Origin of the sequence: Mycolicibacterium mageritense, assembly GCF_010727475.1 — a bacterium.
GTDB lineage: Bacteria > Actinomycetota > Actinomycetes > Mycobacteriales > Mycobacteriaceae > Mycobacterium > Mycobacterium mageritense.
This window is the reverse complement of sequence record NZ_AP022567.1, coordinates 5,654,397-5,678,950: the sequence shown is the minus strand read 5'-3', so window position 1 is coordinate 5,678,950 and position 24,554 is coordinate 5,654,397. Positions and strand designations below refer to the sequence as shown.

Annotated in this window: 24 protein-coding genes; 9 read left to right on the top strand and 15 right to left on the bottom strand. The window is 67.1% G+C overall.

From position 1 onward, the window contains the following. The first annotated feature begins 9 nt into the window (after positions 1 to 9). Positions 10 to 561 carry a TetR/AcrR family transcriptional regulator gene (locus G6N67_RS27330; RefSeq protein ID WP_036436808.1) on the top strand — a complete coding sequence of 184 codons (552 nt, stop codon included), beginning with the start codon at positions 10 to 12 and terminating at the stop codon, positions 559 to 561. A gap of 120 nt (positions 562 to 681) precedes the next feature. Here the strand turns inward: G6N67_RS27330 and rlmN are convergent, their stop codons facing one another. Then, positions 682 to 1,779 carry a dual-specificity RNA methyltransferase RlmN gene (gene rlmN / locus G6N67_RS27325; protein WP_036436806.1) on the bottom strand — a complete coding sequence of 366 codons (1,098 nt, stop codon included), beginning with the start codon at positions 1,777 to 1,779 and terminating at the stop codon, positions 682 to 684. A 78-nt stretch (positions 1,780 to 1,857) separates the two neighbouring features. Between rlmN and G6N67_RS27320 the strand changes: the two genes are divergently transcribed. Further along, positions 1,858 to 2,772 (top strand): DMT family transporter, encoded by a 915-nt coding sequence (locus G6N67_RS27320; protein WP_230021710.1) that lies wholly within the window; start codon positions 1,858 to 1,860, stop codon positions 2,770 to 2,772. Here the strand turns inward: G6N67_RS27320 and G6N67_RS27315 are convergent. The 4 genes from G6N67_RS27315 to G6N67_RS27300 all read right to left on the bottom strand — a co-directional run bounded on the left by G6N67_RS27315 (position 2,731) and on the right by G6N67_RS27300 (position 5,760). After that, positions 2,731 to 3,606, bottom strand: a complete 876-nt coding sequence (locus G6N67_RS27315) for a phosphatidate cytidylyltransferase (RefSeq protein ID WP_036436802.1) — start codon at positions 3,604 to 3,606, stop codon at positions 2,731 to 2,733. The two genes, G6N67_RS27320 and G6N67_RS27315, sit on opposite strands and share 42 nt — an antisense overlap. Further along, positions 3,606 to 4,163, bottom strand: coding sequence for a ribosome recycling factor (frr, locus tag G6N67_RS27310; RefSeq protein ID WP_036436801.1), 558 nt, complete (start codon positions 4,161 to 4,163; stop codon positions 3,606 to 3,608). The genes G6N67_RS27315 and frr overlap by 1 nt, the downstream gene beginning before the upstream one ends. Before the next feature lie 28 nt (positions 4,164 to 4,191). Beyond that, positions 4,192 to 4,941: a UMP kinase gene (gene pyrH / locus G6N67_RS27305; RefSeq protein WP_036436800.1), complete on the bottom strand. Its 750-nt coding sequence runs from the start codon at positions 4,939 to 4,941 to the stop codon at positions 4,192 to 4,194. A gap of 138 nt (positions 4,942 to 5,079) precedes the next feature. Then, positions 5,080 to 5,760: a class I SAM-dependent methyltransferase gene (locus G6N67_RS27300; RefSeq protein ID WP_036436799.1), complete on the bottom strand. Its 681-nt coding sequence runs from the start codon at positions 5,758 to 5,760 to the stop codon at positions 5,080 to 5,082. Positions 5,761 to 5,805: 45 nt separating this feature from the next. Between G6N67_RS27300 and G6N67_RS27295 the strand changes: the two genes are divergently transcribed. Next, positions 5,806 to 6,282 (top strand): MarR family winged helix-turn-helix transcriptional regulator, encoded by a 477-nt coding sequence (locus tag G6N67_RS27295; RefSeq protein ID WP_370466166.1) that lies wholly within the window; start codon positions 5,806 to 5,808, stop codon positions 6,280 to 6,282. 60 nt (positions 6,283 to 6,342) lie between these two features. Here G6N67_RS27295 and G6N67_RS27290 read toward each other — a convergent pair whose 3' ends face one another. Further along, positions 6,343 to 7,674, bottom strand: coding sequence for an MFS transporter (locus G6N67_RS27290; RefSeq protein WP_081812734.1), 1,332 nt, complete (start codon positions 7,672 to 7,674; stop codon positions 6,343 to 6,345). Between the two features lie 269 nt (positions 7,675 to 7,943). Here G6N67_RS27290 and G6N67_RS27285 point away from each other — a divergent pair, with 269 nt between their 5' ends. Genes G6N67_RS27285 through G6N67_RS27260 form a run of 6 tightly spaced genes read left to right on the top strand, consistent with a single transcriptional unit; the run spans position 7,944 to position 14,380 of the window. Beyond that, positions 7,944 to 8,828 (top strand): DeoR/GlpR family DNA-binding transcription regulator, encoded by an 885-nt coding sequence (locus G6N67_RS27285; protein WP_051578983.1) that lies wholly within the window; start codon positions 7,944 to 7,946, stop codon positions 8,826 to 8,828. Continuing rightward, entirely contained in the window at positions 8,825 to 9,913 is a 1,089-nt protein-coding gene (locus G6N67_RS27280; RefSeq protein ID WP_235684064.1) for an alcohol dehydrogenase catalytic domain-containing protein, read from the top strand. Before G6N67_RS27285 ends, G6N67_RS27280 begins: the two co-directional genes overlap by 4 nt. Positions 9,914 to 9,948: 35 nt before the next feature. Continuing rightward, entirely contained in the window at positions 9,949 to 10,791 is an 843-nt protein-coding gene (locus G6N67_RS27275) for a class I fructose-bisphosphate aldolase (RefSeq protein ID WP_036438361.1), read from the top strand. Between the two features lie 8 nt (positions 10,792 to 10,799). Continuing rightward, complete coding sequence (locus tag G6N67_RS27270) at positions 10,800 to 12,278, top strand: xylulokinase (protein WP_036436795.1); 1,479 nt, start codon at positions 10,800 to 10,802, stop codon at positions 12,276 to 12,278. After that, positions 12,275 to 13,234, top strand: a complete 960-nt coding sequence (locus G6N67_RS27265) for a 2-hydroxyacid dehydrogenase (RefSeq protein WP_036436793.1) — start codon at positions 12,275 to 12,277, stop codon at positions 13,232 to 13,234. Before G6N67_RS27270 ends, G6N67_RS27265 begins: the two co-directional genes overlap by 4 nt. A gap of 6 nt (positions 13,235 to 13,240) precedes the next feature. Continuing rightward, entirely contained in the window at positions 13,241 to 14,380 is a 1,140-nt protein-coding gene (locus G6N67_RS27260; protein ID WP_036436791.1) for a glycerate kinase, read from the top strand. Positions 14,381 to 14,434: 54 nt separating this feature from the next. Here the strand turns inward: G6N67_RS27260 and G6N67_RS27255 are convergent, their stop codons facing one another. The 9 genes from G6N67_RS27255 to G6N67_RS27215 form a co-directional block, all read right to left on the bottom strand. Next, positions 14,435 to 14,890 (bottom strand): DUF350 domain-containing protein, encoded by a 456-nt coding sequence (locus tag G6N67_RS27255; RefSeq protein WP_036436788.1) that lies wholly within the window; start codon positions 14,888 to 14,890, stop codon positions 14,435 to 14,437. Positions 14,891 to 14,910: 20 nt separating this feature from the next. Continuing rightward, positions 14,911 to 16,074 carry a glutathionylspermidine synthase family protein gene (locus G6N67_RS27250; protein WP_036436786.1) on the bottom strand — a complete coding sequence of 388 codons (1,164 nt, stop codon included), beginning with the start codon at positions 16,072 to 16,074 and terminating at the stop codon, positions 14,911 to 14,913. After that, positions 16,075 to 16,581, bottom strand: coding sequence for a hypothetical protein (locus G6N67_RS27245; RefSeq protein WP_036438359.1), 507 nt, complete (start codon positions 16,579 to 16,581; stop codon positions 16,075 to 16,077). Between the two features lie 243 nt (positions 16,582 to 16,824). Beyond that, positions 16,825 to 18,801 (bottom strand): primary-amine oxidase, encoded by a 1,977-nt coding sequence (locus G6N67_RS27240; RefSeq protein ID WP_036436783.1) that lies wholly within the window; start codon positions 18,799 to 18,801, stop codon positions 16,825 to 16,827. A 3-nt stretch (positions 18,802 to 18,804) separates the two neighbouring features. Continuing rightward, on the bottom strand, positions 18,805 to 20,358 hold the full coding sequence (locus tag G6N67_RS27235; RefSeq protein ID WP_036436780.1) for an APC family permease: 1,554 nt from the start codon (positions 20,356 to 20,358) through the stop codon (positions 18,805 to 18,807). 24 nt (positions 20,359 to 20,382) lie between these two features. After that, the gene (locus G6N67_RS27230) at positions 20,383 to 21,111 is read right to left on the bottom strand and encodes an ABC transporter ATP-binding protein (RefSeq protein ID WP_036436777.1); all 729 of its coding nucleotides are present in this window, start codon (positions 21,109 to 21,111) and stop codon (positions 20,383 to 20,385) included. 13 nt (positions 21,112 to 21,124) lie between these two features. Beyond that, positions 21,125 to 21,685 carry an FtsX-like permease family protein gene (locus G6N67_RS27225; protein WP_036436773.1) on the bottom strand — a complete coding sequence of 187 codons (561 nt, stop codon included), beginning with the start codon at positions 21,683 to 21,685 and terminating at the stop codon, positions 21,125 to 21,127. Then, a complete protein-coding gene (locus tag G6N67_RS27220; RefSeq protein ID WP_036438357.1) occupies positions 21,682 to 22,851 on the bottom strand; it encodes an ABC transporter permease in 1,170 nt (389 codons plus the stop codon). Before G6N67_RS27220 ends, G6N67_RS27225 begins: the two co-directional genes overlap by 4 nt. A gap of 133 nt (positions 22,852 to 22,984) precedes the next feature. Further along, complete coding sequence (locus tag G6N67_RS27215; protein ID WP_036436770.1) at positions 22,985 to 24,436, bottom strand: amidase; 1,452 nt, start codon at positions 24,434 to 24,436, stop codon at positions 22,985 to 22,987. Positions 24,437 to 24,554 lie beyond the last annotated feature (118 nt).

The following is a 24,554-nucleotide window of genomic DNA, read 5'->3' as shown; positions in this document are numbered from 1 at the left end:
GGCTTGGACGTGAACGAACCAGTGCCCGCTCCGCGGGACGCGCAGATCGAGGACACCTCGACCCGCCACCGAATTCTGGTGGCGACGGCCGAGGTGCTCGCCCGCAGTGGGCAGACCAAGCTGAGTCTGTCCGAGGTGGCGTTGCAGGCGGGGGTGTCCCGGCCGACGCTGTACCGCTGGTTCGCCGACAAGCAGGAACTGCTCGACGCTTTCGGCAACTACGAACGCGAGATGTTCGACAACGGCATCGGCCAGGCCACCGTGGGATTGCGTGGCACGGAAAAACTCGACGCTGCTTTGCGTTTCATCGTCGAGTATCAACAGTCGTATTCAGGGGTGCGGCTGGTCGACATCGAACCCGAAGTGGTGATCGCCCAGCTCGACCATGTCATCCCGATCATGCGCGCGCGGCTGCAGAAGCTGCTGTCCGGGCCCAACGCGGCGGTCAAGGCCGCCACGGCGATCCGCGTCGCGGTGTCGCACTACATCGTCCGCAGCGACGACGGCGACCAGTTCCTCGCGCAGCTGCGCCACGCGGTCGGCATCAGACAGTCCGACTGAACCCGGCCTGAGCGACTGCTCGGCAATTCCGCCCAACGGAGTGAGCCATGCGCCGAGACGACGCTTGTTGGTGCGGAAACGCCGATTTCCCAACACAAACAGTAGTCTCGGCGCGGAAACTCAGCCCTCGGCGGCCAATTGCCCACACGCCGCGGCGATCTCGCGCCCGCGGGTGTCGCGGACCGTGCACGACACGCCCCGCTCCCGGACCCGCTTGACGAATTCGCGCTCTACCGGTTTGGGACTGGCGTCCCACTTGCTGCCCGGCGTCGGGTTGAGCGGGATGAGATTGACGTGCACGAGCGGACCCAGCTTGCCGTGCAACTTCTTGCCGAGAAGGTCTGCGCGCCAAGGCTGATCGTTCACATCGCGGATCAGCGCATACTCGACAGAAACCCGGCGGCCGGTGACGTCGGCGTAGTAGCGCGCGGCGTCGAGAACTTCGTCGACCTTCCAGCGGTTGTTGACCGGAACGAGCGTGTCGCGCAACTCGTCGTCGGGCGTGTGCAGGGACAGCGCGAGCGTGACACCCAACCGCTCGTCGGCCAGCTTCCGGATGGCCGGCGCGAGCCCCACTGTCGACACCGTGACCGCACGCGCGCTGATCCCGAAGCCGTGCGGAGGCGGTGCAATGATGCGCCGCACCGCGGCCAGCACGCGGTTGTAGTTGGCCAGCGGCTCCCCCATGCCCATGAACACGATGTTCGACAACCGGCCGTCATGTTCCTGACGCATCGCCGACGACGCGGCCCGTACCTGCTCGAGGATCTCGGCGGTCGACAGGTTGCGCTTGAGCCCACCCTGGCCGGTCGCACAGAACGGGCAGGCCATGCCGCACCCGGCCTGTGACGAGATACACACGGTGTTGCGCTGCGGATACCGCATCAGCACCGATTCGAACGTCGTACCGTCCACCGCACGCCACAGCGTCTTGCGCGTCTCACCGGCATCGCACTGGATCTGTTTGACGGGTTCGATCAAGGCCGGGAACAACGCCTCGGCCACCTGATCGCGCACGGCGGCGGGCAGGTCGGTCATCTGTTGCGGGTCGGCGATGAGCCGACCGTAGTACTGGTTGGCCAGCTGCTTTGCCCGGAACGCGGGCAGCCCCAGCTCGGTGACCGCGGCCGCGCGGCCGGCTTCGTCGAGGTCGGCGAGATGCCGCGGCGGCATGGCGCGTCGCGGTGCGTCGAAAACGAGGGGCAGGGATCCGGGCATGGTGTCCTGTCAGTATCTCATCTCAACGTGGCCGTAATTGATTGGACGAACGCACCGGCCCGTCAGCAACATGGCGTTATGGCTTTGCCTTCCGGGCCCAGCGCGACCACGCCGATGCCCTTTCGGACCGCATCGACCCTGACCTTTTTCTACGCCCTCGGCTATCCGATTGGCGCCCTTGCGGTTTCGGCAATGTCGCCCATGGCGGTGCTGGTCTTCCGGTTCGGGGTGGCTGGCGCGATCCTGAGCGGCTGGGCGATGCTCGCGCGCGTGAGCTGGCCCACAGGCCGAACGCTGGTGCACGTACTGGTCAGCGGATTGCTGGCGCAGGGCATGCTGTTCGGCTGCCTGTACCTGGCTCTGCTGCACGGCGCGCCCGCGGTCCTCGGCGCGGTCATCATCTCGATGAACCCGGTCATCACCGCTCTGCTGGCCGCGGCCTTTCTCGGCGAAGGGCTCACCCCGATGCGGGTCGGCGCGCTCGGGTTGGGCGTGGTCGCGGTGCTGCTGGCCTGCGCGGGCCGGCTCGCCATGGTCGGCGGTATCGACCCCGTCGTGCTGTTGCTGCTGCTCTCACTGCTCTCGGTGGCGGCGGGCGGCGTGTACCAGCAGAGGTTCTGCTCGGGTGTCGACTTCCGGGCCACCGCGGCCCTGCAGAACGCGGTGTGCGTGCTGCCCGCGGCCATGCTCGCCGCGGCTCTGCCGTTCACGGTGTCGGATCCGTGGAAGGCCGCCGCGGCGGTCGGCGCGGTCATCGTGTCGAACGCGCTGCTGGGCATGACGCTCTACGTTCGGGCAGTCAACGATCACGGTGCCGCGGCGGTCGCGATGCTGTTCAGCGTCATCCCCGCGGTCGCGGGCCTGATGTCGTGGGTCATGCTGGGCCAGCGGCCCGATATCGGGATCGTCGCCGGGTTGGCGGTCGGCGCGGCGGCGTGCTGGCTGAACGTGTCAGGCCAACAGCGTCAGCACGATCCAGGTGGCGACGGCTGACGGCAGCACCGAGTCGATGCGATCCATCAGACCGCCGTGGCCCGGCAGCAACGTGCCCATGTCCTTGATCCCGAGGTCTCGCTTGACCTGGGACTCGACCAGATCACCGAGGGTTCCGGTGATGACGAGCATGATGCCGAGCGGTACGCCGACCCACGCGGGCTTGTCGAGCAGGAACTGCACCGACAGCATCGACACGACGATGCCCAGCACCAGCGAGCCGCTCAGGCCCTCCCACGATTTCTTCGGGCTGATCGCGGGGACCATGGGGTGTTTGCCGAACAGCACACCCGCGGTGTATCCGCCGATATCGGAGGCGACCACGCCGAGCATGAGGCAGAACACCCGCCCGGCACCGTCGTCGGGATAGATCAGCAGCGCGCCGAACGCGCCGAACAGCGGGATCCAGGCGGCCAGGAAGATCGTCACCGACACGTCGCGCGTGTAGTTGGCGGGAGCGGCCGCCAGACCGCCGCTCAACAACCGCCAGATCAGGCACAGCACGACCGTGCCACCGAAGCCGCCCAACGCACCTGCGGCGCCGAAGGGCCAGGTCAACCACACCATGGCCTGGCCGCCGATGAGCAACGGCACGACGGGCACCGAGTACCCGCCTTCGCGCAGCCGACGCACCACCTCGTGGGTGGCCACGGCCATGGCCGCGGCGACCACCGCGACCCAGACATGCGGGGCGAACAGCAAGATGGCGATGACCGAGCCGCCGAGCGCCACGCCGACGGCGATCGCAGCGGGCAGGTTGCGCCCGGCGCGCGACTGTTTCTTCGGCTCTGACGCCGGTGTGTTTGCCACGGAACCCGCTTGCTGATCGGCCACTAGACCTCCAGCAGTTCGCCTTCTTTGTGCTTGACCAGATCGTCGATCTGAGCGGTGTAGGTGTGCGTCGACTTGTCGAGATCCTTCTCGGCGCGCGCCACCTCGTCCTCGCCGGCCTCGCCGTCCTTCTTGATGCGGCCGAGCTCTTCCATGGCCTTGCGGCGGATGTTGCGCACCGACACCTTGGCGTCCTCGCCCTTGGACTTGGCCTGTTTGACCAGGTCGCGGCGGCGCTCCTCGGTGAGCTGCGGGATGGAGATGCGGATGACGCTGCCGTCGTTGCTCGGATTGACGCCGAGGTCGGAGTTGCGGATGGCGTCCTCGATCGGCTTGAGCTGCGACGTCTCGTAGGGCTTGATGACGACGAGCCGCGCCTCGGGCACGTTGATGCTCGACAGCTGCGTGATCGGCGTCATCGCGCCGTAGTAGTCGATGTTGATCCGGGAGAACATGCCGGGGTTGGCCCGGCCCGTACGAATCGACGCCAAATCGTCGCGGGCCACCGTGACGGCCTTCTCCATCTTCTCCTCGGCGTCGAAGAGAGTCTCGTCGATCACGTCTTTATCTCCCGTCCCTGTCGCACCGTCAGGTGGTGACCAGTGTTCCGATCTTCTCACCCGCGACCGCTCGAGCGATATTGCCGTCGGTGAGGAGGTTGAACACGAGAATCGGCATCCTGTTGTCCATGCAGAGGCTGAAGGCCGTCGCATCGGCGACCTTGAGACCGCGGTCGATGACCTCGCGGTGGCTGATCGCGGTGATGAGTTCGGCGTCGGGATTGGTGCGCGGATCGTCGGTGAAGACCCCGTCGACGGCTTTGGCCATCAACACGACCTCGGCCCCGATCTCCAGGGCGCGCTGCGCCGCGGTGGTGTCAGTGGAGAAGTAGGGCAGGCCCATGCCTGCCCCGAAGATCACGACGCGGCCCTTCTCCAGGTGCCGCACGGCGCGCAGCGGAATGTAGGGCTCGGCGACCTGGCCCATGGTGATGGCCGTCTGCACGCGCGTGTCGATGCCTTCCTTCTGCAGGAAGTCTTGCAGGGCAAGGCTGTTCATGACCGTGCCCAGCATGCCCATGTAGTCGGACCGGGTGCGCTCCATGCCGCGCTGCTGCAGCTGCGCGCCTCGGAAGAAGTTGCCGCCACCGATCACGACGGCGACCTGGGCTCCGCTGCGGACGACTTCGGCGATCTGGCGCGCGACCTGCGCGACGACGTCGGGGTCGAGGCCGACTTGGCCGCCGCCGAACATCTCGCCGCCGAGCTTCAGCAGAACGCGGGAATAGAGCGGTCGAATAGGTGCTGCGGCCTGGCCGGCGACATTCGGGTCCGCCATCGGTTCCTCGGCACTCCTTGCACTAGAGAGCCATCCGGGCGAGCGCCCAGGACGGCATCTCCATCCTGCCCTATGGAAGGCGTCAGGCAATGCCCGGGTGCGCGAAGTGGCGGACCGAGTGTCGCCGGCCGGCGACGGTCAGCCCAGGTGGGCCTGCAACAACCAGGCGGCCACAGACTTGCGGATGCCGCCCTCGTCGCGGATGTCGCCGCCCGCGAAGTCGGCGAAGTTGGCGAATTCCGGCGGCACGTTCGCGTGGATGCGGGCCGGGCTGACGTCGTCGATCACCCAGTACCGGCCGACGACCTCGCGCAACTCCTCCTCGGTGACCGGGTTGGCCGGGCCGGTGTCGCCCATGGTGCCCTTGTCGAAGACCAGCACGAAGTACGACGCGCCCGGCGCGGCGGCCCGGACGATGGACTGCTGGTAGCCCTCCCGGAGTTCGACCGGCATCGAGTGGAAAAGGGTGCTGTCGACGATGGTGCCGAACCGGCCGTCGTAGCCCGTGAACGCGCTGATGTCGGCGACGTCGAAGGTCGCGTTGGTCAGGCCCCGCTTGGCTGCCTCGGCGCGGGCCAGGTTGATGGCGGTGGCGGACTGATCGAGGCCGACCGTCGTGAACCCCCGCTCCGCGAGATAGAGCGCCGTCGCGGCCTCGCCGCAGCCCGCGTCGAGCACGTCACCGTGGAACTTGCCCGCCTCGATGAGCGCTGCGATCTCAGGTTGCGGCTCGCCGATGCTCCAGGGTGGACGAACTCCCGCGAACTCGGGGGCCTCGCCGCGATATGCCGATTCGAACAATTCCTGTGGTTGAGTCATGAGTCCGGTATATCAACGCAGTTGATATGTGTCAATATGATTGATATGAACTCTGACAGCGGGCAAATCCTCGAGGATCAGCCACTGGGCTTCCTGATGTACCGCGTGGCGGCGGTGCTGCAACCGAAGGTGACCGAACACCTGCAGCCACTCGGCCTCACCTTGCCCGAATTCGTGTGCCTCCGGATTCTCTCGACGGCCCCCGGCCAGTCCAACGCCGAACTCGCGCGGCACATCAACGTCTCGCCGCAGGCGATGAACAACGTGGTCCGCGGCCTGCAGGAACGGGGCATCGTGTGCCGGCCGGCCACGGTCAGCTCCGGACGCGCCCTGCCCGCCGAGTTGACGTCCGAGGGCGCCGCGCTGCTCAAACGGGCCGAGGCCGTGGTCCACACCGCCGACGAGCTCGCGCTGGCCCGGCTGACCGGCGAGCAGCGCCGCGAGCTCAAACGCCTGCTCGCTCACGCCGTGGACGGGCCTGCGACGCCCGTGGCGGAACTCCCCGATTTCCACCCGCACTGACCTGCCGACATGCAAAATCCCCCAGTCCCATTGTGGGAAGGGGGATTTCGCGTCACTGAGCTAGCGGATGGGCTCCACTCGCTTGATGAGCAGGCCGAAGCACAGCGCCCCGGCCACCACGACCAGACCCGTCAGCACCAGCGGCACCTCGAACGTTCCGGTCGCACCGTAGAGCGCACCGATGACGATCGGGCTCAGCGCGCTGCCGATGTTGGAGAAGAAGTTCTGCGTCGCGCCCAGGCTGCCGACCGTGCTGGCATCGACCACGTCGGCGGGCAGGCACCAGATCGTGACGATGGTGAACGCCGACGCCGCATACGAGATCGACATCAGCACCAACGCCTGCCAGGCCTGCGGGGCCACGGCGGCCAGCGCGATCACCGAGCACACCAGCATGCCGCCCACCAGGCAGGTCTTGCGCACCCGGTTCAGCGACCAGCCCCGCGCCAGCAGGTAATCACCGGTGAGCCCGCCGACCCAGCTGCCCACGATGGCCGCCAGCGGCGGGATCATGCCGAAGACACCGAGTTTGAGCAGATTGAATCCGCGCTCTTCCACCAGGTAGGAGGGGAACCACGTGAGGAAGAACGTGATCATGAAGTTCAGGCAGAAGAAGCCGATCATCATGCCCCACACCGTGCGCCGCCGGAACAGGTCTGCGATCCGCATGGGCTTGGCATCGGGATCGACGTTGCTGGCGGCCTGCTCCTTGTGGCTTTCGTGGATGATCGCCAACTCGGCTTCGTTGACCGCGGACATGAACTCCGGGCGCCGGTACCAGGCCCACCATCCGATGGCCCACAGCACGCCGAGCGCACCCGCGAACAGGAAGGCTGCCCGCCACCCCCACAGCCCGATGATCAGCGCGATCAACGGCGTCGCGGCGGCGCTGCCGATGCGGGCGCCGCTGTCGTACACGGATGTGGCACGGCTGCGCAACCGCAGCGGGAACCAGTTCGACACCGTCTTGGCCGCGGCCGGGTAGGCACCGGCCTCCCCCACACCCAACCCGAGCCGCAGGCCCAACAGTGCACCGAAACTGTTCACGGCTCCGGTTGCTCCGGTGAACAACGACCACACCAGCACCGAGGCGCCGAACATGACGCGTTCACCGAACCGGTCGATGAGCCGGCCCGCCGGGATCTGCATGAGCGCATAACTCCACGAGAACGCGCTCAGGATGAGCCCCTTCTCGGTCGGCGTGAGGTGGAAGTCCTCCGTCATGAACGGCAGGCTCACCGAGACCGCGGATCGGTCGATGTAGTTGATCGCCAATCCCAGTGCGCAGAACACCGCGACGGCCCAGCGCACCTTCGACGCGCGACTGCGTCCCGGCGGCGCCGGATCTGCCGTATCGGAGCTGCCCGGCCTCCCGGGCGTCACTGCCGGCATGCTGGTCATTGTTGACCTCCAGACTCAAACTTTGATCGTTTCGCGCACCGAGGTGGGGCGGGAGTCTCAGAAAGTGCGCGACTGTGGTGCACGACACAATCATCTTCTCGGTCTCACATGATTGAACCAATCATCTAATTTGTCAAGGGATCGTTCCTGCGCGCATTTCGCGCGCATTACACGCATATATCCGCTCGCTTCGCCTCTAATATGCGCGTATCGCTCATATAGCGTTGACTTGCGCACATCGCGCATGTAGCTTTACTGGCGTGACTCAGCCCACAGATGCCGACGACCCCGAAGGCGCGGACGACGCCCGGGACACCGTGGCGCGACGCCGCGACGTCCGCGGTGCGCGCAGGCGCGAACAGATCCTGCACCTCCTCCAGACGGTCGAGTCGGGCTCGTTGAGCGTCGAGGAGATCGCCGACCGTTTCGGAGTCTCGTTCGCGACGGTGCGCCGCGACCTGAGCCGGCTGCATCAGGACCGCCACATCACCCGCACCTACGGTGGCGTCGCGCTGACCTCCCCGACCGAACAGAGCATTCATCAGCGTCACCTCGAGTTCACCCGCGAGAAGGACGCCATCGGCCGGCTCGCCGCCGAGCTGGTAGCCGACGGTGCGCTGGTCATCGTCGATGCGGGCACCACCACCGAGTTCGTGGCCCGGTACCTCGAAGCCGAGGACATCACGGTGTTCACCAACGGCATCGGCGCCATCAACATCCTGATGCGCAAAGAAGACGTGTCGGTGGTCGTGCTGGGCGGCCGCCTGCGCCGGGTCAACGAAACCATCAGCGGCGCCGAGGCCGAAGGCATGCTGCGCTCGGTCGTCGCGGACTACGCCTTCGTCGGGGCGGACGCCGTACATCCCGAATACGGTGTCGCATCACGCACTTTGGAACAGAGCCGACTCAAGACGTTGATGATGCAGCGGGCCAGGCAGACCGTCGTCGTCGCCGACCACCGCAAGCTCGGCACCGACCAGTTCAGTTACTGGTCCGCCCTGCCCGCGCAATGGCGGCTCGTCACCGACGAAGACGCCGATCCCATCCACCTCGACCGCCTACGTCACGTCGGCGCGCACATCGACATCGCGCATCCGCTGCGCGCCGTGACCGACACCGCCGACCAGAAAGGCAACCAGCCGTGACAACCGCCATGTCGCAGCCCCGCGGCAGCACGACCACGACCGGAGAACAGCGCTTCCGGCAAGCAGTCCTCTACCGTCCCAATGACATTCGGATCGAATCGGCCGCCATGCCGGTGTTGCAGCCGGGCGACGTCCTGCTGCGTGTCGACGCAGCGCTGCTGTGCGGTACCGACGTCCGCATCTACGAGGGCCGCAAGCAGAAGAACGTCACGTTCCCGAGCGTGCTCGGACACGAATTCGCCGGCACCGTCGTCGACGCCAACGGTCCCCTGCCCGACGGCATCGGCATGGGCGACCAAGTCGCGGTGTATCCACTGGTCACGTGTGGGCGGTGCGCGGCATGCCTGCGCGGGCACGAGAACATCTGCCGCAACCGCAAGGCATTCGGCTATCAGCTGACCGGCGGCCTGTCACAGTACGTGCACGTGCCCGCGGTGGCGCGGCAGAATCTGGTTCCCGTGCCCGGCGTTCCGGCCACGCAGGCCGCCATCATCGAACCCGTCGCGTGCGCATACAACGGCCAGAAACTCGCCGGGATGTCCAAGGCACAGACCGCACTGATCGTCGGGTGCGGGCCACTCGGTTTGATCCACACGGGCCTGGCCAAGAGCCTGGGGGTGGAGAAGGTCGCCGCCGTCGATCCGATCGCCGGGCGCCGTGAGATGGCGAAGCGGTTCGGCGCCGACCTGGTGCTCGAACCCGGACCGGACACGGCCGCGGCCCTGGACGATTTCACCGACGGCGGCATCGATGTCCTGGTGATGGCCATCGGCCGGATCGACGCCCTCACGCCATATTTGGCCAACCTGGCGCCCGGCGCCCGCGTATCGGTGTTCGCCGGGTTCGGCGCCGACGCCGACCTCGCGGTATCGGCCAACGACGTGCACTACAACGAATGGACCATTGTCGGCGCGTCGTCGTGCCGGCTCGACGGCTTCCACGCGGTGGCGCCCATGGTGGCCTCCGGTCAACTGCCCGTCGCCGAACTGATCGGCACCCAACTTCCGCTCGACCAGGCAGTCGAGGCCATCAGCCTGGCCGGCTCCGGCGCAGACATGCGCGTCGGCGTCGATCCGTGGGCCTGAGCGCAGACCTCACCAAAGAAGGAGAAAACCCGACAATGACAAGCACTTTCACGCCCGCCTTCGATATCAACCGGTCCGGGACCACCCCGGCGCTGGGACGCGAGCTGCGGCTGCGCCGGCTGTTCGAAGCCGACGGCCGCACCGTCACCGTTGCGCTCGACCAGGCCGTGCCGCGAGGTGTCGCACCCCGGCTGGCCACCATCGGAACCACGTTCGACAGCATCGCCGCAGGCAACCCGGACGCCGTCACCATCACCAAGGGTCTGGCCGGTCCGCTTTTCGGCGGACGGCCCAACCCGCTGCCGTGGATCCTGAAGGCCTCGATGTTCTCGGTCGAGTTCCACCCCACCTACGACGCCACCATCGGCACGGTCCACGACGCGATCCGGTTGGGCGCCGACGCCGTCGCCGTCGGCATCTCGGCCGGCTCGTCGAATCAGGTCGCGATGTTCGAGATGCTCACCTCCGTCGTGGAGGAGGCCCACAGCTGGGGGCTGCCCGTCGTCTGCCACGCCTACCCGTCCGGTGAGATGTGGGGCGACCGCAAGGGTTCCACGGAGTCGGTGCTGTACGCGTCGCGCGCCGCGGCCGAACTGGGCACCGACATCGTCAAGACCTGGTACACGGGCTCCACGGCCGAGTTCGCGAAGGTGGTCGAGGGCACCCCGGCCATCGTCGTCGCGGCAGGCGGCGCACCGGCACCCAGCCCGCTCGACGTGCTCAAGCAGGCCGCGTCCGTCGTCGAGGCCGGTGGTCACGGCATGACCGCGGGCCGCAACATCTGGCAGGCCGAGGATCCGGCCAAGATGGTCGCGGCCCTCAAGGCCGTCATCCACGGCGGGGACACCCCCGAGGTCGCTGCCAAGCTGCTGGACTGACGACAGCCGTGGCATACCTAGGAATCGACGTCGGCACCTCGGCCACCAAAGCCGTCGTGATCGACACGGACGGAAGGGTTCTCGCGCGGTCCCGGGTGTGCCATCCGTCAGCTCGCGGGGTCGGCCCTGGCCGGGCCGACCCCACCGCCTGGCGCAGCAGCATCACCGCGGCGGTCGCGCAGCTCGGGTCGTACGCCGCAGGCGTCGCCGGGATCGGCCTCGACACCCACTGCCCGACGGCGCTGCTGCTTGACGCAGCAGGCCGGCCCTTGGCCGCCGGCGTGACCTGGGACCACCCCGGTCTGGCCGGGCCGACTGCCGAATTGATCGCGACGCTGAGTGCGGATGAGCGCAGACTGACCGGAAACCACCTCATGCCGGCCACCGCGATGGGCGCGGCCTATCGGCTGTTCCAGCAGGTCGAACCCGAAGCGCTCGGCACAGCAACGACTTTCGGCCTGGCCGGCACCTGGCTGGGGCAATGGCTGACGGGACGACGGGCCATCGATCCGACCCAGGCGTCGTACACCGCACTGATGTCCGGCACCGACGGCAGGTGCCAGTGGCTCGCTGAGGCGTTGGTCAGGTTCGGCATCCCAGCCCACCAACTGCCGCCGGTGTTGCCGTCGTTGAGCGTGCTGGGACCGCTGTGCCCCACCACCGCGGATGTCCTCGGCCTCCCCCACGGCATCCCGGTGCTGGTGGGTTCCGGTGACACACCTGCGGCAGCGTACGCCCTCGGCACCGCGCCAGGCGGCCGACCACTGTTCATCATGGGAACCACCCACGTGGTGTCCAATGCGCTGGCCGAGCCCGATCCGAGGGCGTTGGCGCTACAGCGGACCGATGTGAGGACCGGGCAATGGCTCATCAACGGCGTGATCAACGGCGGTGACGCGCTGGCCGACGGCGCGGCTCAACTGGGCTTCGGACGCGACGACTCGGCTGTCGCCGAACTCGTCGACGCCGCATACGATGCCGGGCCCGCCGACGACACCCCGGTGTACATTCCCCACACCCGCCCCGAGCGCGGACCGCTGTGGTTCGCCGAACCCCGCACCGCGCTGCTGGGCCTGCGGCCGGACACGACCCGGATCGCGGCGGCCCGGGGTGTCGTCGAAGGCGTGCTGTTCGCCGACCGCATGATCATCGAGTCGTGCGTGGGTGCGGATCAGCGAAGCCTTTACGTCAGTGGCGCTTTCGGGGACGAACCCCGACTGCCCCAGCTGCTCGCCGATGTCCTCGGCAGGGACATCCTCGTGATCGACGAGAGCCATCTGCCTGCGCTGGGCGCTGCGGCCATGTGCTGCGAGGTGCTCGACGGTACGATCGTCGATCCACCACGAGCACGGCTGGTGCAGCCTCGGCCCGAGTGGCACGCGACCATCGAGCGGCGCCTGCAGCAATACCGCGCGACATGGTCGCAGGTCACCGGAGTCGCACCGCCGAGCACGCTCGACGACGCATTGACAAGGACCGTCTGTTGACCGCACCGATCTACCTGTCCCGCCTGCTCACCGACCGGGCCATGGCCCACCTCGAATCACTCGGTGTGCCGGTACGCGTCGGCTCAGAGGCCCCGCCGTCGCGTGCCGAACTTCAGGCCGGCATCCGCGGCGCGGGCGCGGCGATCGTCACGCTGACCGAGCGCGTCGACGACGCCCTGCTCGCCGCGGCAGGTGACGGTCTGAAGGTCGTCGCCAACGTCGCGGTCGGCTACGACAACATCGACGTCGCAGCCGCGACCGCGGCCGGGGTCACCGTGACCAACACGCCCGGGGTTCTGGACCGCGCGACCGCCGACCACACGTTCGCCCTGATCCTGGCGGCAACCCGGCGGGTGGTCGACGGTGACCGGTTCCTGCGGACTGGCGAACCGTGGGTGTGGGGGCCGCGCATGCTGGTCGGGCTGGACATCAGCGCAGGAGCGACGCTGGGCATCCTCGGTTACGGCAGGATCGGCCAGGCCGTCGCCCGCCGCGCCCGAGCCTTCGACATGACCGTGTTGGCCACCGCACGGAGTCGAACGCCCGGCACCGCTGAGGACGGCGTGCAGTTCGTCGACGCCGACACCCTGCTTGCGGAATCCGACGTGCTGAGCGTGCTCACGCCGCTCACCCCGCAGACCCGGCACCTGATCGACGCGGCGGCCCTGGCGAAGATGAAGCCGACCGCTTATCTGATCAACACTGCGCGCGGCGGCGTGGTCGACGAATCCGCGCTGATCACCGCGCTGCATGCCGGGGCGCTCCGCGGCGCCGCACTCGACGTCTTCGAAAACGAACCCGATGTGGACCCGCGACTGCTGGATGCCCCGAATCTGGTACTCACCCCGCACATCGCGAGCGCGGGTGAAGCGACCCGCGACGCAATGGGTATCCTCGCTATCGACAATGCCGCCGCGGTACTCGCCGGGAAGCCGGCGCTTACCCCTGTCCGATAGCACCGGATGAAAATCGTTCTCGCACCCGACTCGTTCAAAGAGTCGATGACCGCCTCACAGGCCGTGGCAGCGATGCGCGCGGGTGTGCTCGCGGTGCTGCCCGATGCCGAATGTGTCGGCGTGCCCATGGCCGACGGCGGTGAAGGCACCGTCGACGCGGTCGTCGACGCGCTCGACGGCACCCACGTCACGGTCGACGTCGCCGACCCGTTGGACCGGCCGATCCGCGCGAACTACGGCTACGTCGCCGAGCGCGGGCTGGCCGTGGTCGAGATGGCCACCGCCTCCGGATTGGAACTGGTGGCACCCGAAGACCGGGATGTGCTGCGGGCCAGCACATTCGGCGTGGGTCAGCTCATCGCCTCAGCGCTCGACCACGGTGCCACCGAGCTGCTGATCGGGCTCGGCGGCTCGGCCACCAACGACGCCGGGGCGGGCATGCTCGCGGCGCTCGGCGCCAAGCTGACAGATTCCGAGGGGGCCGCGCTGCCGCCCGGGGGCGCCGCACTCGCGCGGCTGGAACGCATCGACCTCAGCGGCCTCGACCCGCGGCTGGCCGACGTCCGGATCAGGATCGCTTCCGACGTCACGGCACCCCTGCTCGGAAAGGGCGGCGCCAGCGCGGTTTTCGGCCCGCAGAAGGGTGCGACCCCCGCCGACGTGCAGACTCTCGAAACGGCATTGACCCGGTTCGTCGCGGTCACCGAGGCGACGCTGGGGCGGGCGCGCCCCGAGCTCCCGGGTGCGGGCGCTGCCGGCGGCCTCGGCTTCGCCCTGCTGGATTTCCTTGGCGCAGAATGCCATCCCGGTGTCGAGGTGATCGCCGAGACCGTCGGACTCGACCAGGCCGTGGCCGGAGCCGACTGGGTGTTCACCGGTGAGGGCAGTGTCGACGCGCAGACCATGCTCGGCAAGACCCCGTTCGGCGTGACGCAGGCCGCGCGCCGCGCAGGCGCTCGCGTGGTGATCTTCGCGGGCCGGGTGGCCCCCGACGCCGACGTGCTGCTGGCCAACGGAGTGGACCGGTTGGTGGCGATCACCCAGCCCGGTACCCCGATCGCACAGGCGTTGCGTGACGGCGCCGTCTCACTGGAGCGCGCCGCCGCCGACGTCTGCCGCACCTTTGCCCCGCGAGCAGACACATAGGTACCCGGTACGCGATCGTTCCGGGTACCTGAGTGTCTGCTCGCGGAAGGAAAACTAGAGGATCGCGGCCGCGACGATCAGCCCGAACGCCAGGTACGACGCCGTCACCACCAGCACATCGGGCGTGAACCGTTCCGAGGCCAGCATCGGCCCGATCCCGATGCCTTTGATCGCGCCGATGAGCACCACCGAAAAGGCTTGCGCGGCAATGCCCAAAAGCCCGAACACCACCGTGGTGACGAGCCCTTGGATGAGGTCTCCCGACGACGCGTAGATCGCGAGCACGACGATGACCGCCATCGACAGCACCCCCGATGCGGTCACGGCGCAGGCGTTGGGCCGGCCGGCCTGCACGAGCGTGCGCAGCGGCCCTGGAGTGGTCCAGTCGATCACGAAGAAACCGAGCACCATCAGCGCCACACCGACGATCGTGTACAGCACGATCGCGGACACACCGTGCCCGAGCAGCGACCAGAAGTCCTTGTCGAGCGCAACCAACGTCGTGGTCATAGGGTTCGAACCTTTCGGAATCACAGCGGAATGCGGTGTGGCACAAAAGCGGCGCCGTTGTCGGTCACCAAGCCGGAGGTCTCGCGGATGCCGAGGCCCGCCGACTCGTCGCCGACGATCCACGCGCCGAGTGCCGGGCGCATGTCGTCGAACTGCGGCAGCGGGTCGAGCAGCTGGTAGACGTAGCCCTCTTCCCCGTACACGCCGCCGGTCTCGGTCTCGTGCCCGGCGCCGACGATCGTGATGTTGGCACCTTCGCGGCCCAGCTTGGGCTTGCGCACATACTCGGTGAGCTCATGCGGGTCATCGACATAGGCAGGCAACAGGTTCGGGTGACCGGGGTACATCTCCCACAGCACCGCCAGGATCGCCTTGTTGCTCAGCAGCGTCTTCCACAGCGGCTCGACCCACATGGTGGCCGGAAGGCTCTCGACGGCGTGGCGGCCGAACTCGTCGTCGAGCACCCACTCCCACGGATAGAGCTTGAACACCGAGGACATCGGTGCTTCCTCCAGGTCGACGAACCGGTTCAGGTCGATGTCGAAACCGATGTCCTCGATCGCCAGGCCCACGGTGTTCAGCCCGGCCTCCGCGGCGCATTCCTGAAGGTAGGCCACGGTCACGTTGTCCTCGCCGGTCGACTCCGCGCCCGACCAGGTGAAATGCACCTCCGAACCCGGCAGCCGGTCCCGGATCTCGCCCCACCGGGCGACCAACTTCTCGTGCAGCGAATTCCACTGGTCGTCCGCCGGGAACACGTCGGTCTTCCAGTACCACTGCAGGATCGCCGCTTCCAGCAGCGTGGTCGGGGTGTCGGCGTTGTACTCGAGCAGAACCGGTGGCCTGCGCCCGTCATACCTCAGGTCGAAGCGGCCGTAGAGGTGGGGATCACTTCGGCGCCAGGACTTTTCGATGTGTTCCCAGCTCCACTCGGGCAATCCGAAATCGCGGTAGCGCTCGGTGAGCACCACCTGCTCGACCGCTTCGAGGCACATCGAATGCAGCACTTCGACCGAGGCCTCGATCGACAGCACCTCGTCCATGTCGAACACGTAGTGCACCGACTCGTCCCAGTACGGCCGGTCGGCGCCTGCCGCGTCCCGCGCCGGAGTCCCGTAGCACATGCCCTGGTCAGCGACTATCTGTTCCCAGCCGGCGCGCGGGGAACTACGTTGGCGGCGCATTCAGCTGCCCGAACTTCCGCCGTAGCTCGACGACGATCCGAACCCGCCGCGCGAGATCGACGTCCCCGATTTGGTCTTGGCCGTCGTGCCCTTGGGCTGTTCGATGGTTCCGCCCCGGGCCACGGTGCCGACCCCGCCGCTGCTGCCACCGTAGTAGTAGCGGTACGGCGAGCCCGCATAGATGAACGTGCCGCCCGAACTGCTGTAGCCGCTCGAGCAGTAGCTGTCCGGCACCACCTCGTTGGTGCCGTCTTTGACACACGTCGCGGCGATCTCGTCCTTGTGCAGCAGGTGGTAGCCGAGTGCCACCGCGCCGACCACACCGACCACCGCGACCGAGCCCATCAAGACCTTGCGGCCGGTGGCGGCGCGCTGCTCGCGCTTCTCCTCCTGAAGTCTCGCCCACTCCTCGGCGGCCTCGCGCGCCTTCTGCGCCTTGTCGCGTGCGCGCGCCTCGGCGACGGTGGGTGGGCGAGGCTGCGTGACACCGGGTTCCTGCCAGCGGATCGAACCCTGCTGCGGCGCGGGCCGGTGCTCCTCACCGGGTTGCACGTTCTGACCTGGCTGATAGTCCTCGCCTGGCTGGTCATCCGACCCCGGACCCATGCACATCCCCCTGTTCGGCGACACTCGCCGGTCATCATAAGAGGACGGCGATGCCGCCGTAACCCTCTGCTCGATAAAGAGCATAAGGCCCGGTCCCCGCGCGAGCAGTCACATATATGCGCGGAAACCACCGTGACCGCAGGTTCAGTGGTGGTGGCAGGCAGCGGGCGGCGACGGCGGCAGGTCCAGGGCCGGGTTGCCGTCGAAGAATCCCACCGGCTTGAGCTTGAACCCGGTGTAGTGGCACGGCATCACCGGCCAGTCCTCGGGGCACACCACGTGGTGGGCACCGACGGTGTACCACAGCACGACGTCGGTGTCCTCCAGCGGCGCGTCGTCGGCCACGTATTGCGGTAGCCCCTGAGCCTCGGCGCACTGGTACATGTAGTCGCCCGCGGCGTAGAGCTCGTTGGGCTCATACCTGGTCACCCACAGGTTGTGCTGCACGAACCTGGCCCGGTCGTAGATGACCGAACCCTCCTGCACCATGACGGGCACGATGTCCTTGGGCATCAACTTGTAGGCGACGGGCGCGCCGAACTCGTTGAGCTTGGACGGGTTGACGACCTTCCAGTACCGGCCGGTCGAGTGCTCCCAGTCGCGCGCCCCCTCGGCCTCCGACGCCACCAGGGTGTCACGCGTGATCCACGCGTTGTGGTGCGGATTGAGTTCCGGGTCGGGTTCGGGGATCGAGTCGACCTCGTACACGCTGTTTCCGGGGCCGTCGACGCTCATGTCCATCCGGAAGTTGAAGAAGTGCTGATGATTCGGCCCGTACATCCCGGGCGCCACCATCTTGCCCCAGCGCGGCGTCTCGCCGTCGGCGATCGCCCCGGTGGTGAGCACCCCGGTGAGCTTGACCTCCATCTCGATCGACGCGTCGTTGTACAGGTACCAGAAGAAGCCGTACTCGTAGTTGCCGACGGTGCAGATCATCGAGATGACGAGCCGCCGGGAGCGCCGGACCTCGACCTCGTCGGTGCGGAAATCAGTGTGCTTCCAGGAGATCCCGTAGTCCTCCTCGTGCATGCAGATGGCGTTGGGGATGGTGACGGCGTTGCCGCTGGAGTCGTTGACCGTGCCGTCGAAGTAGAAGATCTCACCGAGACAGTCGCAGCCAAGGGTCAGCGGGTTGGCCGAGAAGCCCATGCCGACCTCGCCCATGTCGAAGACGTTCTTGTTCCAGTGCGTCGGCGACGAATCACCGTACGGCACTACCATTTCCGACAACGCCGCCCGATACATGACGGGTCGCACAGTGCCGCGGTCGGTGTAGGTCAGCTCGTGCAGCACCAGGCCTTCGCGCGGGTTGAACCCGACGCGCAGCGACCACTTCTGCCACGTGACGTTCCAGCCGTCGACCGTGAAGCTGGGCCCGTCGGGCTGGGTGATCTCGATGGGTTTGACGTCATCGCGGAACTGTGTGAACGCGGGCCGGTTGTCGGCGTCGAACATGAACTTCTCGGCGTAGTTGCCGCCCTTCGTGGGCAGCGGAACAGCACCGTGATCCTCGACGTCGACAACCGCCATCGCGTCGAGGTCGAACGTGACGATCAGCCCCTCGACCGGGCGTGCATAGCCGTTCTCCGAAGGCGCGGCCCGCATGAACGTCAGCGGACGGCAGATCAGCGCCGAGTTGTCGTAATGGTCCTGCGCGCCGTAATAGCCTGCCGGCCAAGGGTCGATCATCGCGAGGCTGAAATCGGTCACGCCGCGTTTGCGCATCGCCTCCTGCCAGCGCGGATCTTCGCGTACCTTCTCCTCGACCCCGGTCATGTGCTCCACGAGGTAGGAGGGGAAGCGGCCGGGTATCGGGGTCCACGAGTCGATCACCCGCGCGTCGAGGTCGACGACGGCCTCATAGATGAGCTTGGCCGCCGCATCGTAGGCCGTGACGAACGCGCGACGTGGCACGTCGGCGACGCCACGGAATGTGAGCGTGGCCGTCTTGGCGGGTTCGGCCAGCTGGATCATCACGAACTTCAACGTCGCTGTGGCGTAGTCGGATTCGGTGATCACCGCAGCTGCCGCCTCGATCTCGGCGCCGGTCAGCGGGTCGAGCGGATACCGGGTGGCGCCTTCGGTGGATTCGGTCGGTGCCAACGTGCTGTCCATGGTCATGGGCTAGGCCTCCTTGGTTGCGGTCGCGCCGTCGGCGGTCAGGTCGAACACCGCGAGATGGGCCAGGGCATCCTCCTGCGAGACCTTGTGCGCCGAGCGGCGGCCGAAGATGTAGACCACCAGCCCGAGTGCGAACATGCCGACGCTGATGCTGCCCACCCACGTCATCCACTCGCCATCCCCGACCCCGGCACTGGCGAGCCATGATTTCGCGAACGAGTAGTAGACGCCGCCGATCGTGCCGAGGGTGCCGACGATCACGGTGATCCAGACGCCGACCATGCCGCCGGGGATGCGCCAGAACGTCTCGTTCTCATAGCGATCCGCGTACTTCTTGCGGGCGATCACGACCGGGATCAGGAAGAAGAAGCCGGAAAGCAGCCACACGGTCGACAGGCCACCCTGCAGGAAGATCGTCGTGTTGACCAGGCTGCTCTGTGAGTACAGGCCGACGATCAGCAGCGACGAGATGACGCCCTGGATCAGGATGGCCGACACCGGATTACGGGTGCGCGGGTTGAGATGGGTGAAGATGCGCGGCAGGTGTCGCTCCAGCCCCGAGACGAAGATCAACCGCGAGTAGGCCACCTGATACGTCATCAACGCGACGACGATGATCAAGGCGAGAACGACTGCGCAGATCTCCATCAGCCCGGGGAATCCCGCGACGTCGAGCATGCCGATGACACCCGTCACGGCGTCGATCTCCGCGGTCGGCAATGCCATCATCGTGCCCAGTGTCGTCATCAGGTAGATGGCGACCAGCGCCGTCGAACCCCACAGGATCATGCGGGGGCCGCTCTTGCGCACCGAGAGGAACTCCGCACCCATGTTGTACGGCGTCTCCACGCCGAGCAGGTAGAGCAGCACGGTGCCATACAGGAAGCCCGACACCGCGAAGTTGGGAATCGTCGCATCGGACCAACTGAACGGCGTCGCCGAACCGTTCTTCACCGCGAAGAGCACTCCCGAGATGAAGATCGTCAGCGCGAGAATGCCGAACACCACGAAGACGACGTTCATGATCCGTTGGTTGGCGGCGAGCTTCGCCAATGCCAGGCCGACGACCGTCCACAGGATCACCAGTTGCAGGATGACGCTGGTCATCACGCCGAGCTCGGCGTGGAAGGCCAACAACAGGAATGACAGGACCACCGCGGGCGATGACGCGGCATTGAGGATCACCGGCACCCACGACAGGTAGCCGCCGATGAAGCCCCAGGTCTCACCCATCGTCCGGGTGGCCCAGATGTAGACACCGCCCTGCCCGGGCCACAGGTTGCCGAGTTCCACCACGGCCATGCCGGCGGGGACCAGGAACGTGAGGATGCCCAGCACCCACATGGGGATCGCGGTCCAGCCGCCTGTTGCCATCACCGACGAGCCGGTGATCCAACAGATGATGAACACATACGCCGCGGTCAAGCCGAAGGTGCTCATCACCTTGGGCAAGATCTGTTCGGGAACAAGCTCTGTCGTCATCAGCTTGTCACGCTCTGACGGCGGCAGCGCAGATTCGGTGCTCCTCACGTGCGCGGCCTCCAGTTCCTGGGTCATCAGTGTTCTCCCAATGCCGTTGAATCAGTTGATGATCTGTCCGTCTTTCATCCGGACGACACGGGTCGCTTCGTCGGCCACCGTGGGATCGTGGGTGCTCGCGACGACCGTGACACCCAGTGTCGAGCACAGGTCGCGCAGCATACGCACCACCGTCTCCCCGGTACGGTGGTCGAGGTTGGCCGTCGGCTCGTCGGCGAGGACGAGGGTCGGGCTGCTGATCAGCGACCGTGCGATCGCGGTGCGCTGCTGTTCCCCTCCGGACATCTTCGTGGGCTGATGATGAACGCGGTGACCGAGACCTACCAGCTCCAGTAGCTCGGTTGCCCTTTTACGCAAAGACTTTCGGTCATACGGTTCGAACATCAGCGGCAGTTCCACGTTCTCCACGGCCGACAGGAACGGAATCAGGTTGTAGCTCTGGAAGATGAATCCGATGGTGTCGTGACGTAACGCGGCGAACTGGCTCTCGGTGAGTTGTGCGGTATCGCGACCGGTGATCTTCACCGCGCCCTTGGTCGGACGGTCCAGCCCGCCGATGATGTTGAGCAACGTGGACTTGCCGCTGCCGCTCGGCCCCATCAAACACACGAACTCCCCTGGCATCACCTGGAGTTCGGCGGCCACGAGGGCTTTGACCACCTCGTCGCCGAGCTTGTGCAACTTCCAGACATCACTGATCTCGATGACGGGCTTCTTGCCGATTTCGGTGTCGGCGGGGGCGGCTGTCGCCGCGTCGTCCAGTGCGGTCATTGTCTGTTCAGCCTCACGCGGTCAGGGATCGGATGGGTGGTCGTGATGCGGCATTCCAGGTGGGGACGACGCTCGTGGCGAGGGCGGCCACAATGCTGACCACGACGGCCAGTACTGCCCCGACCGCCAACCCTGCCGGGGAGACACCGGTGGGCGCGAAACCGGCCAGCGTGACGACGATTGCGGTGGCCGCGCCAAGGAGTGCACCCAACAGGGCTCCGAGCACGGCCGCCACGACGGGCTCAACGAGCAATGCAGCCACCACGGGGCCACGCGGGATTCCGTTGGCGCCGAGCACACCGAGTTCGCGCGTGCGGTGTGCCACGGTCCGGGTTGTCGCGACCGCCACTTCGACGACACCGACGAGCAGCACGGTCACCGCGATGAGCACCACCGCGCGTTCGATCTCGTCGGCGTGGCCCAGTGCCGCTGACTGGGCACGGATGCCGGGCGACATACCGAAGACCAGGACGACCAGGAACGCACCCGTGGCGGTGGTGACCACGGGCAGCACCATGTCCCTGATGCGGCGGCGCGCCGACAGCCAGCCGTATCCGAGGCCTTTCGTGATCATCGCGCCCCCAGCAGGTCGACCGGCCGCTGCTGCAACAAGCGGTGCACCGGAACCAGCGCACCGACGATCGCCATCGCGGGCAGAAAGGCCGCGACCATACCCGCGGCCTGGGCCCATGCCGTCGGCGTCGCGATACCGGGAATCACCAGGGCCACAGCCACACCCGCGCCGAGAATCCCGACCAGGTAGGCCGCGACGAAGACGAGGGCCGACTCGACGAGAAAGAAGTACAGCACCTCGTCTGCCAGGCCGATGCTGCTCATGATGCCGAATTCGCGTTTGCGTTCGGCCACGGCAGCCAGGAAGGACGACACCGCGATGACGAAACCGAGCACGAGTCCGATGATCGAGATCAGCCCCAGCGTCGAGCCGGTCACCTTTCCGGAGAACAACGCCGAGAACTTCTGCTCGAACGTCAAGGGGCCGGATCCGCCCACAGTGTCGTAGATCAGACCGGACCCGGTGCGGTCCGGTTGCATCGACGGGTCAGCCGTGACCGGTAGGCCCACGGCACCGCCGAATGTCCGTGCCAGACCACGGTTCTTCTCCTCACCGGCCGGCGCGTAGATGGTCCACCATCCGTTGTCACCGACCAGAGACCGGGCCAGTGCCGACGACACCGTCATCGACTCACCGCTGCCCGCGACGCCGACGGTCAGGGCCCGGCCGCCGACGTCGATCACGTCGCCGGGCGAGACGCCCAGCCGCTGCGCCAGCGGATCACCCAAAACCGCTTGCTCCGAGGGTGTTTCATCGTTTCCCCGTACCGACACGGGGGTGTCGCCGACCCGGGTGACACCGGAGTACGTGCGTGTCGCCCGCCACCCGTCGGGCAACGTGATCAGCGGAGCCGGGCCGTCCGCCACGAGTGCGCGGGCATCGTTGTCATAGTGGACGCCCGCTGCGGGCACCGCCCACAACTGTGCGTCCCCGAGGACATCGGTGACCGACTCGGCCCCTGTGATCGCGAAACTCGACGAGATCGTCCGGACGACGGTCACACACGCGATCGCGAGGGCAATTCCCAGCACCGACAACACGAACCGCTCCGGTCGCCGGCGAATGTTCGCCAACGCGAACCGGATCAGACAGCCGAAGGTGCTTCCGGTCGTCGCTTCGATCTCCGGTGCCCGACGGCTCGTCGCCAACGAAGCAGTGGATTCCACAGCACAGATGCTGCGAGCGCCGTGTTTCACGGGCAGCAGCCCGCGGTGTCGAGCGGGTTAAATGCCTCCCGCCCGCGTTACGGCGTCATGTCGCTACCCGGTACCGTCTCTGCCGAACAAACACGAAAGCACCCTATTTCGGGCGCTTCTGGGCACCTTTGCGTCTGTTCGCCGGAACCGGATCCTGGATGCGACGCCACGGGCGCGCTTCCTCCAGTTCGTAGGCCAGCTCCAGCAGCCGCGCTTCGCGGCCCACGGTGGCCGAGAACATCATGCCGACCGGCAGGCCCTCGGCAGTCTGGGCCAGCGGCAGCGAGATGGCCGGATCACCGGTGGCGTTCTGCAGCGGCGTGAAGGCCACCCAGTCGATGAGCCGGTCGATGATGTCCTGGTAGTCCGCCATCGGGTCCAGTTCGCCGATGCGCAGGGTTGGCTCGGCCAAGGTCGGCATGAGAACCACGTCGTAGCTGTTGGCCAGCCGCTCGGTGATGCGGCGGGTCCGCGCCAGCCGCGCGATGGAGACCGGCAGCCGGTACAGATTGCGGCCCGCATGGCGCTCGAGGCCCAGGGTCAGGTGATCGAGCCGGTCCCGGTCGAAGCTCGGGCCGAAGTTCCGTTGCCCGCCACGCACCAGTGCGTACGCCAAAAACGCCCAGTACAACAGGAAGTCGTCCTTGAAGCGGGCGGGCACCGGGTTGCCGATCGGGGTGACCCGATGACCTAGTTCCTCAAGAAGCGAGGCCGTCTTGAGGGTCAGCTCACGCATCTCGGGATCCGCGTCGCGCGTGATCGACTGCGTGCACACGGCGATGCGCAGCCGCTGCTTGCCCGGCCGGCTGACGTCGCCGATCGGCGGCAGCTTGGGATTGCGGTAGACCCGCTCCATCTCGCGGTAGAACGCCGCGGTGTCGCGCACCGACCGGGTCACGACGCCGTCGGAGACGATCCGCACCGGCATCATGCGCAGTTCCCTGTCCTGCGGCAGCCGCCCGCGCGACGGCTTGAGCCCCACCAAGCCGTTGCAGGACGCGGGAATCCGGATCGAACCGCCACCGTCGTTGGCATGCGCGATGGGCACGACCCCGGCCGCGACAAACGCACCGGACCCCGACGACGACGCTCCGGCGGTGTAGTCGGGATTCCAGGGATTGCGGACCGGCCCCAGCCGCGGATGCTCACACGATGCACTGAAACCGAACTCGGACAGTCGCGTCTTGCCCAGCGCCACCAGACCGGTGGCGAAGAAGGCGCGCGCGAAGTCGCCGTTGGCCCGTTGCGGCCGTGGCTCCCACGCGTCGGTGCCCTGCATGGTGGGCATGCCTTCGACGGCGACGTTGTCCTTGACGAACGTCGGCACACCGTCGAAGAACCCGCCGTACGGGCTCGGGGCGGCGCCACGCGCGTGGGCGCGATCGAAGGCTTCGTACGCAAGCCCGTTGAGCGTGGGGTTGACGGCCTCGGTGCGGGCGACGGCCGCCTCGATGAGATCGGCCGACGACACCCGCCCGGCCCGCATCTCCTCGACCAGTCCGACTGCGTCATGCTCGCCAAGGGCATCGTCGCCGAAGGCGCTGATATGACTCATGTCCCGACGTTAACAGACACATGTGCAATAGATGCGCGGCGTCCTTGCCGCCCTCACCCCGGAATGCACAAAACCCCGCGCCTCCGGGCCAACCGGAAATGCGCGGGGCTTTGCAGGG

What these genes read in the sequence shown, in the direction of transcription:
- G6N67_RS27320 (WP_230021710.1), top strand. Translation starts at nt 1,858, where the DNA reads ATGGCTTTGCCTTCCGGGCCCAGCGCGACCACGCCGATGCCCTTTCGG.
- G6N67_RS27300 (WP_036436799.1), bottom strand. Translation starts at nt 5,760, where the DNA reads ATGACTCAACCACAGGAATTGTTCGAATCGGCATATCGCGGCGAGGCC.
- G6N67_RS27240 (WP_036436783.1), bottom strand. Translation starts at nt 18,801, where the DNA reads ATGACCATGGACAGCACGTTGGCACCGACCGAATCCACCGAAGGCGCC.
- rlmN (WP_036436806.1), bottom strand. Translation starts at nt 1,779, where the DNA reads ATGCCCGGATCCCTGCCCCTCGTTTTCGACGCACCGCGACGCGCCATG.
- G6N67_RS27290 (WP_081812734.1), bottom strand. Translation starts at nt 7,674, where the DNA reads ATGCCGGCAGTGACGCCCGGGAGGCCGGGCAGCTCCGATACGGCAGAT.
- G6N67_RS27230 (WP_036436777.1), bottom strand. Translation starts at nt 21,111, where the DNA reads ATGACCGCACTGGACGACGCGGCGACAGCCGCCCCCGCCGACACCGAA.
- G6N67_RS27235 (WP_036436780.1), bottom strand. Translation starts at nt 20,358, where the DNA reads ATGACCCAGGAACTGGAGGCCGCGCACGTGAGGAGCACCGAATCTGCG.
- G6N67_RS27260 (WP_036436791.1), top strand. Translation starts at nt 13,241, where the DNA reads ATGAAAATCGTTCTCGCACCCGACTCGTTCAAAGAGTCGATGACCGCC.
- G6N67_RS27295 (WP_370466166.1), top strand. Translation starts at nt 5,806, where the DNA reads ATGAACTCTGACAGCGGGCAAATCCTCGAGGATCAGCCACTGGGCTTC.
- pyrH (WP_036436800.1), bottom strand. Translation starts at nt 4,941, where the DNA reads ATGGCGGACCCGAATGTCGCCGGCCAGGCCGCAGCACCTATTCGACCG.
- G6N67_RS27225 (WP_036436773.1), bottom strand. Translation starts at nt 21,685, where the DNA reads ATGATCACGAAAGGCCTCGGATACGGCTGGCTGTCGGCGCGCCGCCGC.
- G6N67_RS27275 (WP_036438361.1), top strand. Translation starts at nt 9,949, where the DNA reads ATGACAAGCACTTTCACGCCCGCCTTCGATATCAACCGGTCCGGGACC.
- G6N67_RS27215 (WP_036436770.1), bottom strand. Translation starts at nt 24,436, where the DNA reads ATGAGTCATATCAGCGCCTTCGGCGACGATGCCCTTGGCGAGCATGAC.
- G6N67_RS27250 (WP_036436786.1), bottom strand. Translation starts at nt 16,074, where the DNA reads ATGCGCCGCCAACGTAGTTCCCCGCGCGCCGGCTGGGAACAGATAGTC.
- G6N67_RS27255 (WP_036436788.1), bottom strand. Translation starts at nt 14,890, where the DNA reads ATGACCACGACGTTGGTTGCGCTCGACAAGGACTTCTGGTCGCTGCTC.